This is a genomic window from Chitinimonas sp. JJ19 (genome assembly GCF_036961565.1).
Taxonomy (GTDB): domain Bacteria; phylum Pseudomonadota; class Gammaproteobacteria; order Burkholderiales; family Chitinimonadaceae; genus Chitinimonas.
Window position 1 is genome coordinate 14,587 of sequence record NZ_JBAMDD010000012.1, and the last position, 12,040, is coordinate 26,626.

8 protein-coding genes are annotated in these 12,040 nt (G+C 62.5%); 6 read left to right on the forward strand and 2 right to left on the reverse strand.

The genetic code is table 11. From position 1 onward, the window contains the following. Window positions 1-67: 67 nt before the first annotated feature. Window positions 68-3,427: a diguanylate cyclase gene (locus V7714_RS14795; protein WP_335710399.1), complete on the forward strand. Its 3,360-nt coding sequence runs from the start codon at window positions 68-70 to the stop codon at window positions 3,425-3,427. Between the two features lie 8 nt (window positions 3,428-3,435). Here V7714_RS14795 and V7714_RS14800 read toward each other — a convergent pair whose 3' ends face one another. Next, window positions 3,436-3,675 carry a hypothetical protein gene (locus tag V7714_RS14800; RefSeq protein ID WP_335710400.1) on the reverse strand — a complete coding sequence of 80 codons (240 nt, stop codon included), beginning with the start codon at window positions 3,673-3,675 and terminating at the stop codon, window positions 3,436-3,438. A gap of 121 nt (window positions 3,676-3,796) precedes the next feature. Next, window positions 3,797-4,807: a helix-turn-helix transcriptional regulator gene (locus V7714_RS14805; RefSeq protein ID WP_335710401.1), complete on the reverse strand. Its 1,011-nt coding sequence runs from the start codon at window positions 4,805-4,807 to the stop codon at window positions 3,797-3,799. A 199-nt stretch (window positions 4,808-5,006) separates the two neighbouring features. Between V7714_RS14805 and V7714_RS14810 the strand changes: the two genes are divergently transcribed. The 5 genes from V7714_RS14810 (at window position 5,007) to V7714_RS14830 (ending at window position 11,830) form a co-directional block, all read left to right on the forward strand. Continuing rightward, entirely contained in the window at window positions 5,007-5,585 is a 579-nt protein-coding gene (locus tag V7714_RS14810) for a hypothetical protein (RefSeq protein ID WP_335710402.1), read from the forward strand. Between the two features lie 796 nt (window positions 5,586-6,381). After that, complete coding sequence (locus V7714_RS14815) at window positions 6,382-6,570, forward strand: DUF6229 family protein (protein WP_290331372.1); 189 nt, start codon at window positions 6,382-6,384, stop codon at window positions 6,568-6,570. 51 nt (window positions 6,571-6,621) lie between these two features. Next, window positions 6,622-9,495 (forward strand): type 2 lanthipeptide synthetase LanM family protein, encoded by a 2,874-nt coding sequence (locus tag V7714_RS14820; protein WP_335710403.1) that lies wholly within the window; start codon window positions 6,622-6,624, stop codon window positions 9,493-9,495. Window positions 9,496-9,539: 44 nt separating this feature from the next. Further along, window positions 9,540-11,414 (forward strand): ABC transporter ATP-binding protein, encoded by a 1,875-nt coding sequence (locus tag V7714_RS14825; protein ID WP_335710404.1) that lies wholly within the window; start codon window positions 9,540-9,542, stop codon window positions 11,412-11,414. 77 nt (window positions 11,415-11,491) lie between these two features. Beyond that, complete coding sequence (locus V7714_RS14830; RefSeq protein WP_335710405.1) at window positions 11,492-11,830, forward strand: DUF1801 domain-containing protein; 339 nt, start codon at window positions 11,492-11,494, stop codon at window positions 11,828-11,830. Window positions 11,831-12,040: the final 210 nt, after the last annotated feature.

Genomic DNA, 12,040 nt, shown 5'->3' on the forward strand with positions numbered 1-12,040 from the left:
GTCCGGCATCCAACTGCCAGGGGTGCGCTGGTTGACTTCATAGGCAGAGGTATCGAGGAGCCCCGTGATGAGCCCTGCCTTGCGGCAAGACCTACTGACGCTGACGTTGCCTTTGTTCCTGTTGTACTTTGTGCTGGCCGCCGTATGTGTCGGCTTGTTCAAGCTATCGGGTGGCATCGCCGGCCTCTGGCTACCCAATGCGCTGGGCATGGTTGCCTTGTTGCACTATCCAGGCAGGTGGAGCCTGATACTGCCGCCGGTAGCGCTGGCCAACCTGCTGGCCAACCTGGCTTTCGGCGCACCCCTGCAGTTGACGCTGTTCTTTGTCGCCTCCAATCTGGTGGAGATACTGATAGGCTATTGGGCACTGCGGGTACATAACATCAGTACCGCGTTCGACAGCGATATGTCGTCTACCGTACGGGTGCTGTGGGCCGGCGTATTCATGCCGCCATTGTTGGCGTCGGTGATTGGCGCGGCGGCATTTGGTACCGGCGACATGGCCACCTTCCAGCATAACTGGCTGCGCTGGTATGTCAGCGATGCCATCGGCCTGCTGGTGATGCTGCCCTTGCTGCTCAACAGCAGCCGCGAAGCCTGGCGCAATCATCTGGCGGGGCGGCAGAGCGGCGATGTGGTGATGCTGCTGGCGCTGACCATGGGCACGGCCTATTTTGCCCTGGTTCATCTGCCTTATCCCTTTGCCTACATCATGCTGCCCTTGTTGCTGGTGGCCTTGCGCCTTAGCGTGTTCGGCACTGCCTTGATAGGCGGCATCAATGCTCTGTTCATCCTTACCCTGATCGGGCTGGATTGGCTCTCGCCAGCGGGCGCGCGCGAGGCCAGCACCCCGCTGCACCACCTGCCTATCGCCCTGACACTGGTGCCGGCCTACTTCCTGGCCGTGGTCATTGAACAGCTGCGCGCTAGCCGGGCTCAGGCCGCCATCAGCGAGGCCCGTTTCCGAGGGGCTATGGAGTTCTCTGCCATAGGCATGGCGCTGGTCTCGCTGGAAGGCAATTGGCTTAAGGTCAACCCGACGCTGTGCGGCTGGCTGGGCTACAGCGAGCAGGAACTGGCCACCATGCGTTTTCAGGATGTGACCTACCCGGACGACCTGCAGGACGATCTGGATCTGGTGCATGACATCCTGGTCGGCCGCATCAATACCTACAAGATGGAGAAGCGTTACATCTGCAGGAATGGTCGGGTGCTGTGGGTGGAGCTGGCGGTGTCGGTGGTGCGCGATGAAGCGGGAACGCCGCTGTATTTTGTCTCGCAGATCGAGAATATAGATCAGCGCAAGCGGGCCGAAGAGGCGCTGCAACTGGACCGAGCCAGGCTGGAGCAACTGGCGCAGGGCAACGGCCTGGGGCAGTGGTCGTGGGATGCCGAGCGGGGCTTGCTATGGGATGGCCGTATGCATGCCTTGCATGCGGTGACGGAGGCGAACTTCCGGCCTGCGCTGAATACCTGGGCCTATTTGATGCACCCGCTGGATGGGGAGGGCTTTGAGCGCGCGGTGCGGTTTGCCGCCAACGGCGAGACACAGCTGGATGTTGAGGTCAGGGTGGTGCTGCCCAGAGGCGATATGCGGCATCTGCGTGTTGCCGCCAGGCTGCTGCCTAGCCGGCCGGGCTTGCCGGCGCAGTTGCTGGGGTCTTGCTGTGATATGACCGATGCCCGCCGTGCCAAGGAATTGCTGTTCCAGGCCCAGGAGCGGCTGCAAACGACCATAGACACCATCAGCGATGCCGTGTTGCTGACCGATGCCCTGTGCACGGTCTCGTATATGAACCCAGCGGCTGAGGCCATGACGGGCTGGACTTTGGCCATGGCCAAAGGCGTGCCCTATGAGCAAGTATTCAGGGCACTGCACAGCGAAACCGGCGAGCCTGTTGGTAGCCCCATCAAGCTGAGCCTGCAGCAGATGCATGGCTTTTGCCGCGACGAGGGGGTGACGCTGATCAGCAAAACGGGCGAGCGCTACGAGATACGGCATACCGCCGCCCCGGTGCGTGCCAGCAACGGTGAAGTGACCGGCGCCGTGCTGGTCTGGCACGATCAGACCAGCAGCCACAAGTTGCAGAAGGAACTCAGCTTCAGCGCCACCCATGACGCCCTGACCGGCGTGTATAACCGCGCCCGCTTCGAGCAGGAGCTGCAGCGTGCTGTCGTTAATGCTGGCGAGCGCAACTGCCAGCATGCCCTGTGCTTTATCGATATCGATCACTTCAAGGTGGTCAATGATTCTGCCGGCCATGCCGCAGGCGACATGCTGCTGCGCGAACTGGCCCTGCTGCTGATGGAGCAGGTGCGCAACTCCGACACCATCGCCCGCATAGGCGGCGATGAATTCGCCCTGCTGCTGTTGAACTGCGATCTGGGCAAGGCGCAGGAGATGGGCAACAAGATCATTCAAGCGGTTACCGGCCTGCGCTTCCCATGGGAGGGGCATGTCTATGTGGTGGGGGCCAGCATAGGCATCGCCCCCATCCTGCCGTCCACCCAGGGCACCGGCGAGATCATGGGCCAGGCCGATGTGGCCTGCTACGCGGCCCAGCAGGCCGGTGGCAACCGGGTGTCGCTGTATTACGCCGGCCAGGACGATGTCAAACGCCAGCACCACGAGATACTGCTGGCCAGCGGCCTGCGGGAGGCACTGGAGAAGCACCGGTTTACCCTCTACGCCCAGGAGATCGTGCCCACGGCCAGCCATGCCGATTTTCATCGCCACTTCGAGCTGCTGTTGCGCATGTACGACCATGAAGGCGGCCTGATGTCGCCAGGTGTATTCATCCCGGCGGCTGAGCGTTTTGGTCTGATGGGCAGCATAGATCGATGGGTGATACAGGAAGTGCTGGGCAATCTGGGCCCGGCGCTGGCGGCGCACCCGCATGTGTCGGTGGGCATCAACCTGTCGGCCAACTCCTTCAACGATGCGCAGTTCCTGCCCTATCTGCTGCAGCAGATCGCCCAGTCTGCCATGGTGCCCCGCCAGCTGCATTTCGAGGTGACCGAAACTGCACTGATGAATCAGCTGTCGGTGGCATCCCATATACTCAAGACCCTGCGGGAACTGGGTTGCAAGGTCGCGCTGGACGACTTTGGTGCTGGCTTGAGTTCCTTCAACTACCTCAAGCACTTTGCCGTCGATATCATCAAGATAGACGGCAGCTTTGTCCGCAATCTGGATCGCAATCCCACCGATGCCGCCATTGTCGCCACCATCAACCAACTGGCCCATCAGCTGGGTGCGGCTACGGTAGGGGAGTTTGTCGAGTCGCAGGAGATATTCGACTGCCTGGCCAAGCTGGGTGTGGATTACGCCCAAGGCTATGCGGTGGGCCGGCCCATCGCACTCGATACCGTGCTGGCCGAGCTGCAGGCCGGCAGCAAGGTGCGCCAGATCCGCGGGGTGCGCTGACCCAGGGGTCAGAGTCGCCCGTGCGCTGGCTTCTTGTCGGGCGGCGGTTGGCCATCCTCGAACAGGAACAGCAGCTGGCTGCTACGTGCGGTTTTCGATCGGAACCCCGCCGCCTGCTGTGCTTGCACATTGGTGGCCGGGGCGGCCGCTTGTGCGGCTACCGCCAGCTGGGGTGTCACCGTCGGCGGATGGCTGCCAGGTAGGCCAAGCAGGGCGATCCATATCCAAGATCGGGAGAGGTAGTGCATGCTCGTCCCCTTAGGTGGTGAGCGCAGGTACTACGTGCGCAGATTGATCATCGCCCTCCCAACCTTGACGCAGTCTGGGCGGGTGATTAAAGGGCGTTAATCTGGGAGGTGTGGTGGGTGGCTAGGCCTTGCCGCTACCAGCCTGGCCGGTGCCAGGGTCTGGCTCCTGCCTGTAGAGCGCCAGCACTGCCCGTGCCTCCTGCTGTAGTGCCAGACGTAGCGCTGCCGGCGCGAGTACCTCGACCTCGGCGCCCAGGCGCAGCAGTTGGCGTGCTGAATATTCCGGTGTCTCGATAGGCATTTCTGCTTCTATCCAGTGCTCGCGCGTACTGGGCCGGCTGCTGGCCTCTACCTGCTCGGCCGCCATGGGGCTGACTGCGCGCAGGATGCGGCATCCCTCGGCCGACAGTCTGACTGTGGCGATATCTTTCATCAGCCATCGCTCGAAATCAGCCACCGAAGCGGGCCAGTGCACGGCCAGGTCGAAGCTGGCAGGGCGGCTGAAGGTGCGCTCCAGGACTGTGATCGACCGTATGCTGGCGACGCGGTAGCTGCGCGGCGGTTTGCCGCGACGGCTGGCGACCAGATACCAAAGACCCCCTTTCAGCACTAGGCCCAGCGGCTCCAGCTCATGTCGGGTTTGGCCTTGCCAGTTCTCGTAGTCAATCTGTATGCAGCGCTCGCGCCAGACGGCACTGGCCAGTTCCGGCAGGCAGGGGGCGGTTTCGGCACGGTGATACCAGGGCAGTGGGTCGATGTGGAATCGGCGGGCGATGCGTAGTGCCCCCTCGCCAGCGTCTACCGGTAGGCTGGCCATGAGTTTCAACTGCGCGGCTGCGGCTTCGGCCCCCAGGCCTAGATCCCGCGCTACCGTGGCAATGCCGGCCAGCGGCAAGCTCTCTGCTTCGCCAGGGGTCAGGCCCGTCAGGCGGGTGCGATACCCCGGGTGCAGGGTGATGCCGCCCTGTCGGCCCCGCTCGGCATAGACGGGAACACCGCTGGCGCTCAGCGCATCCACGTCGCGGTAGATGGTCCGTACCGACACTTCAAACTCGCGCGCCAGCACCGTGGCCGACAGGCAGCCGCGCCATTGCAACAGCATCAGGATGGAGAGCAGGCGGCTGGATCGCATGGTTGGGCGGGTATCAGGTGGGGCAAGAAAATACCTGCCACAGGATGTCAGGTATTGAAGCGTAGCATTTCTTCCAGCCTCAGGTGCCCTGTGTGCAAGGGCGCGGTCGATGCCGGCATGTATTGCGGCGTAGAGCGCCACTGCATGGGTGGCCCCACGGCCCATGCCTCCCCTGCAATCCTGACAACTGGAGATAGAGATGGACCAAACCCGCCGTACCTTGATGATGGCTGCCGGTGCTGCAGCCCTGTTGCCCGGCACTGCCTTGGCGAGCAACGCCCCTGTGCTGGATGCGGTACCGCCGCTGCCCAAGCTGCCGACACCGGGCAAGCCTGGCGATTTCAACTTCCTGGCGGGCGAGTGGAAGATACGCCACTGGCGCCTGCCATCTGGGGCAAAGGAGTGGGATCATTTCGAGGGCGAGGCCACCTGCTGGACGATCTTGGGCGGCGTAGGCAGCGTTGAGGAATTGCGCATCCCGGCTCGTAACTTCAGTGGCATGGGCTTGCGCCTGCTCGATGTTGAGCAGCAGCGGTGGTCCGACTTCTGGGTGAATGCCCGCAGCGGCGCGCTGACGCCCCCGGGATTGCTGGGTAGCTTCGAGCAAGGTGTCGGGCTGTTCTGGGCCGAGGAGGAAGTGGCAGGCCGCAAGACGATCTCGCTCGGTATCTGGGACAGCATCACCCCCCATAGCTGCCGTTGGCGCCAGGTGGTTTCGGAGGATGGCGGCCAGAACTGGGCGCAAAACTGGGTGATGGAGTGGCGTCGGGCCAAGTGATGGCAGGGTACTGACGTACTGGCCCGGGTTCTGCCTGGGCCGGTGCGGCTGGGCGGTACACCCTATCCATTCCTCGTCGCTTGCTGGCGTCACGCTGCGCCCAGCGATCAATCGCAAGCCGTGACCTACCCTGATGCGTGAAACTGGATGTCTGCGGGGGTGGACGGGCGGCTTGGTCAGCCAGGCAAGCGCGCCGAAAAACGATCGCCAGCGGAATTGAGTTGGGTGCGGCTGCCGAGCGCAGGTGGATTAGTTGCGCGGCATAAGATTTAACTGTTGGTGTCTATATGTGGATTTATTCCATCTTGTTTTATTCAGCAAGGGTAAATCGTGTTTGATGCGATGCGACATATGCACTGGATTGCCCAGGTGAAAACTGGGGTGTTGTAATTGATATCTCGCGTAATGTATTGTTTGTTAATGATTTTATGGGTAGTTGGTGCGGTCTGATTGCAGCGGCGGTGCAGTGCAGCTTGCCAGGCAGGTATATCAGCGTATTTTCTTATAATCACGCTTCGATAATGCCAGTGGCAGATTGCCAAAACGAATAATAAGGTAAGGGTTGGATAGGGGTTTGGGGTACAGGATTAAGATGTGGCGAGATTGATTCAATAACCCGCTATGCATAAGAAATTGTTCGATTCGCCAAGTTTGTTGGTGTAGCTTGAATTCGGCTGCCGAGCGATGGCAAAAGCGTCTTATCGGCAGCATGGGGAGCCCCTGCAAAGTACCGGCGGCGATGCTTTGCAGGGGCCCTCCAACACACTCAATCTACCAACCGTGAGAAGGAAGACTTATGAACAGCATCGACGCAGCAAGCCTTGTTGACCTGTGGCGTAATGAAGCCAGCGAAGAGAATCCCGCTGGTTCCTTGTTCGTTAGCGGTGAGTACGCCGAAGCCGACATCACCATGGCCATCCGTCCCTTGACCTTTGGCGGCTGTGGCACGGCTTGCACTGGTTCGTCGCGTTATATGTGCTGTTAAGCAAACGCATCGAAACCAAGTAGAGAGGTTTATTGAATGATGGTGTCAGCTATGGACACCAGTAACTTCGATAAATGCCTGGGTTGCCTGATCTCGCCGTACGTTGACGAGCTGGCAACCCAGCTTTTTTCAGTTGCTGGGCTGCTCGAAGGGGAGTCGCAAGTCATTCTGCGAGTGACGAGCGAAGCGCTACAGGAAGTACTGCACGCCAAGTTGGGGCGCTTGCTGCTGCTGGAACTGAACGCAGCGCGGGTGACCGGCAAGCTGGTGGCAGAGGACCCCGCCCTGCGCTGGGCCGAGTTCATCGAAATGGCATCGCAACGCCAGTTCTGGGATGACTTGGCGGGGCCGTACCCTACGATGCTGCGCCGTATCGATACCGTCATCCGGAACCGGTGTGCGGCCTCTTTGCTTTTCGCCCAGCGCTGGGCGGCGGATCGTGCCGCACTCGCTGAGTTGTGTGGCCAGCCAGTAGGGCGCTTGCTGGAGCTGAGCCTGGGGGCTGGCGATAGTCACCAGCAGGGCCAGACGGTAGGCATCGTCCGCTGCGAAGGTGGCCGTATCGTTTACAAGCCGCGTTCCATGGCGGTGGATGTGGCGCTGGGAGAGTTTGTCCGCGACATTGCCCAGGCGCATGGCCGTGCCATGACCATAGGCGTGCCCCGCGTGCTGCTGCGCGGCGAGCATGGCTGGTCTGAGTTTGTGGCGCACCGCTACGCAGCCGATGAGCAGGAGCTTCGGGCCTTCTACCGTGGCATAGGCCACTGGCTGGCGCTGATGCGCCTGTTGGGCGGCAACGATCTGCATGCCGAGAACCTGATTGCCCATGGCGGCAGCCCTATCGTGGTGGACTGCGAAACGCTGTTTGCGCCTCGGCTGCCAGTCAGGCCTTCTGGCTTGGGGGCGGCGGTAGACGAGGCCAACCTGCTGGTGAATGAATCGGTACTCAATGTGGGCATGTTGCCCGGCCGTGGCCGTGGCTTGGGCTGGCGTGGCGTGGATGTCTCCAGCGTGGGCATGCTACCGGGCCAGCAGCCTGTGCTGAATGTACCGGGTGTCGTCAATGCGGGCTCTGACCAGGCTAGGCTGGGCCGGACCACCATGGAGATGCCGCGCAGCCAGAACCACCCTAGCCCCGAACCCGCCTTGGGCACCTATTGGCCGGAGGTGTTGTCCGCATTTGATGAATTGACGGCAACCCTGCAGCGGCTGGATGCTGAGGGTACCTTATATGATCGCCTGCGGGCCTTTGAGTCATGCCGCATCCGATTTGTCCCCCGGCCGACTGAGGCTTACGCGGAAATCAGCCGCATGCTGTGGCACCCAGTGTCGCTGCACAAGGAGGGGCCGGCGCGCGACAAGGCGTTTCATCTGCTGGCTACCATGGCGGTCAATTTCATCTCAGCGCCATCCGACCCGCTCGTGATCAATGCCGAGATAGACGACCTGCTGGAAGGCGATATTCCATTCTTTACCGCCATCGCCGGGCATGGCGTGCTGGACGGCCCCCGGGATACCCGTTGGCTCAAGCCCTGCAATCTGGTGGAGGCCGTGCTGGAGGGCTGGCGCGCCGCAGATTTCGACCTGGAGCGCAAGGTCATACGGGCCAGCCTGGTGAGTGCTTTTATCTCGGATGGCTGGTACCCAGAAGATGTCTCGATATTGCCGGCGCAGCCCCGTGTCGATGAACTGGAGGTACGCCGACGCGTGCTGGCGGCGCGTATTGTGACGGACATGCAGTCGGCCGCCATACGCGGCAAGGACGGGACTGCAGCCTGGATTGCGCCGATAGTGGGGGCCAATGGCTGGTCGGTGCAGCCGCTGGAGGACGATATGTACGGCGGCACCAGCGGCGTGGCGCTGCTGCTGGCTGCCTATCTGAAAGAAGTGGAAGCGGGCCGTGCCGACCCAGTGGCGGGCCTGGACAGCTTGCTGGCCGACGTATTGCACTCGCTCAACCTGCTGGAGGACTGGGTGGTCAAGGAGTGGAAGCGCGCCGGCACCCAGAAGATGCGTCCCTTGCAGCCGGGCGGCTATATCGGCCTGGGCTCGCAGATATGGACTCGGCTGACACTGGCGGCCTGGGGCATGGACGGTGGTGATGGGGTAGCCCGCGCCTGTGCACTGGCCGAGATGCTGCCGGCGGCAGCCGCTGCCGACGAAGTGAACGATCTGCTGACCGGCCGCAGCGGCGCCATCGTGCCTTTGCTGGTGCTGGCGCGTACAACAGGCGATACCCGCTATCTGCGCATGGCCTGCGAGATTGGCGACCAGTTGTGCGACCGTGCCCAGCAGCAGGGCACGACTGCCCATTGGACGCACGAGCGCTGGCCCAAGGGCATAGGCGGATTTGCCCATGGCGTTACCGGCATAGGCTGGGCATTGGCTTGGCTGGGGCGCGAGTCGGGCCAGCAGCGCTATACCGACATGGCGCAGGCGGCCTTTGCTTTTGAAGACCAGCTGTATGACGAAGACGAGCAGAACTGGCTGGATTTGCGTGATCTGCCCGTCAGGAGCGTGGCGGCATGGTGCCATGGTGCCGTGGGCATAGGCCTGGCGCATCTGCACCTGGACCCATACCTAGCGGAGCCAGCCAATCGGCAGCGCGTGCGGATTGCCGCAGCGGCAGCCTGGCGCGCCGGCTTTGGCCAGAATCATTGCCCCTGCCATGGCGATCTGGGTGCCTGGGAGCTGTTGCATCGCGCCATGGCATTGGGTGAGGCACCCGAGGGGCTGACCCGTGAGCAGGTTTTGTCCTTGATATTGACCAGTATCGAAGATCATGGGCCGGTTAGCGGGATTGCCCGCAATACCTTCGCGCCGGGTTTGTTGTCCGGCTTGGGGGGCGTGGTGTACCAGTTGCTGCGAGCCCACCCGGACTGCGATCTGCCTTCTGTCTTGACCTTGGGTGGGGGTGGGCTCTGAGCCAAAGCGCTGAAGAAAGTACGCTGGATACGCCGTTCTGGCGCTTGGACCGTGGCGAGTCGGCCGCCCCTGGCTTGCGTGGGGTACTGCGTCGGCTGAATCAAGCCATCCGGCCGACCGCCGCCCTGCTGCGGCGAGCCGCCCCCAGGGCCATTCTGGTGGTGGTGGCGGCGCAGTTGCTGGCCGGTGCGGCGGCAACCTGGGCCTTTCTGCTGACGCCTGAGGTGCTGAGCCAGTTGTTCGGCGCCCATGGCGGCCTTGCCTCGCTGCGCCTGGCGCTGCCAGCGATAGGCCTGCTGCTGCTGGTTTACCTGGTGCGCATGGCGCTGGACGCCGTCACGGCCATGGCCAAGGCCCATATGGGGCCCAAGGTGCACAGGGCTGCAGAAGAGGCGCTTTGCCAGGCAGCCGTCGGGGTGGACCTGGCCTCGTTTGATGACGCGGACTTCTACGACCAGATGCACCGGGCGCAGATGCGGGGTGTCATGCATATGGAGGGCGCCACCAACAGCCTGGTCGAAGCCCTGAGTGCGGGCCTCGCTGTGCTGAGCGCCAGTATTGCGCTGTGCTGGCTGCACCCGCTGCTGCTGCCGATACTGGTATTGGCCCTGCTGCCGGAGGGCTGGGCTGCGCTGACGGGGGCGCGTGTGCAATATGCCGGCATGTCGGTGACCATCGATCTGTCGCGGCAACTGGAGATGATGGCCGAATTGGCGACCAACCGGGATGCTGCGGCCGAGATACGCGCCAATCAGGCGCAGCCCTATGTGCTGGCAGAGCACCATCGCAGCGCCCTCGCCCTGCAGCAACACCTGGTGTCGCTGGGCTTGCGCGAGGCGCGTGCCACCACATTGGGGAGGCTGCTGTCATCGCTGGGCCTGGTGGCTACCTTTGCGGCGCTGGGTTTCATGCTGCATTGGCAGTGGCTGGATCTGGCGATTGCCGGCACGGCCGTCATCGCCATACGCAGCGCCAGCCTGGCACTGGCACGCCTGATGCAGGTGAGTCACGACTTGTTCGAGAAAACGCTCTATATCAGCGACTACTGCGAATTTATCGACAAGGCGGCGCAGCGCAGGTTAGCGGTGGGCAAACAGGTGGCGCCCACGAACCCGCAACGGGTGACGCTAGACCGCGTCACCTTTCGCTACCCTGGCACGCACGGGCCGGCTGCCTTGCGCGATATCTCGCTGCAGATCAAGGCGGGGCAAACCATTGCCCTGGTGGGCGAGAACGGCTCGGGCAAGACGACGCTGGCCAAGGTGATCGCTGGCTTGCTCCAGCCTAGCGGGGGCACCGTCAGCTGGGATGGTGTACCGCTTGGGCAGATGGACCCCGGCAGCCTGGCGGATAGGGTTGCCATGGTGTTGCAGGACCCCATACGCTGGCCCCGTAGTGCCAGGGACAATATCCGCCTGGGGCGCTACGACAGGGCTGACCCTGCTGATGTGGCCCTGCTTGATGCCGCACACCAGTCCCGTGCCGCTGAAGTTATCAGCCAATTGCCCAGTGGCTGGGAGACCCTGCTGTCACGCGAATTCAGTGGCGGGCATGATCTGTCCGGCGGGCAATGGCAACGCCTGGCCGTGGCGCGAGGCCTGTATCGGGATGCGCCCTTGGTCATCTGGGACGAACCCACGGCGCCGTTGGATGCCAAGGCCGAGCATGCGGTCTACGAGTCGCTGCGCCAGCTTGCCCACAACCGCACGGTGATTCTGATCACCCATCGCCTGGCCAGCGTACGCAATGTGGATTGCATTTATTTTCTGGAGCGTGGCGCCGTGGTCGAGGCCGGGCCCCACGAAGCCTTGATGCAGCAGAATGGCAAATATGCCGAACTGTATACCTTGCAAAGCCGCTTGAATGGCCTGGCAGAGGGTGTGCAGGTGGCTGGCGAGTCGCAGGTGGGGATGGCATAGCAACACGACACGCCATGATGAGCCCGCTGCTGCGATTTCCCACTGCCGTCAGACACGACCCAGCCATCGAGGCTTGGATGCAAGCGCATCCGGGCGAGTTGGGGGCAATCGCTCAGCAGTGGTTTGCCCTTATCCGCGCCTGTGGCGACGACGTGCGTGAGCTATTGCACGATGGCCATCCCACTGCCTGCGTGGGCGATGCGGCGTTTGCCTATGTCAATGCCTTTACCGCCCATGTCAATGTCGGCTTCTTTCGCGGCGCCGAGTTGGCCGACCCTGAGCATCTGCTGGAAGGCACGGGCAAGTACATGCGCCATGTCAAGCTACGGCCTGGTCAGCAGGTAGACGGCCTGGCCTTGATGGCGCTGGTTGAAACGGCTTATCGGGATATGCAGGCGCGTTTGCAGGGCGGGTAGTGCCGGCAGGCTACACACCTGCGGGCAGCGCGGATGGGCTGCCACCTTGCTCTCGCCAGGGCTCATGCCAACTAGTACCGGCTTCACTCATATGGGTGATTCTTTGTTCTGGCGGCACTCATATTATATTTTCCGTACGAGAACCCACGCCAAGACCAAGGGACGGCTACCGCCCCCTGGCTATGGCGGGCAGCCGACACAAGGCAAGGA

What these genes read in the sequence shown, in the direction of transcription:
- V7714_RS14795 (WP_335710399.1), top strand. Translation starts at nt 68, where the DNA reads ATGAGCCCTGCCTTGCGGCAAGACCTACTGACGCTGACGTTGCCTTTG.
- V7714_RS14820 (WP_335710403.1), top strand. Translation starts at nt 6,622, where the DNA reads ATGGACACCAGTAACTTCGATAAATGCCTGGGTTGCCTGATCTCGCCG.
- V7714_RS14815 (WP_290331372.1), top strand. Translation starts at nt 6,382, where the DNA reads ATGAACAGCATCGACGCAGCAAGCCTTGTTGACCTGTGGCGTAATGAA.
- V7714_RS14800 (WP_335710400.1), bottom strand. Translation starts at nt 3,675, where the DNA reads ATGCACTACCTCTCCCGATCTTGGATATGGATCGCCCTGCTTGGCCTA.
- V7714_RS14805 (WP_335710401.1), bottom strand. Translation starts at nt 4,807, where the DNA reads ATGCGATCCAGCCGCCTGCTCTCCATCCTGATGCTGTTGCAATGGCGC.
- V7714_RS14830 (WP_335710405.1), top strand. Translation starts at nt 11,492, where the DNA reads ATGCAAGCGCATCCGGGCGAGTTGGGGGCAATCGCTCAGCAGTGGTTT.
- V7714_RS14810 (WP_335710402.1), top strand. Translation starts at nt 5,007, where the DNA reads ATGGACCAAACCCGCCGTACCTTGATGATGGCTGCCGGTGCTGCAGCC.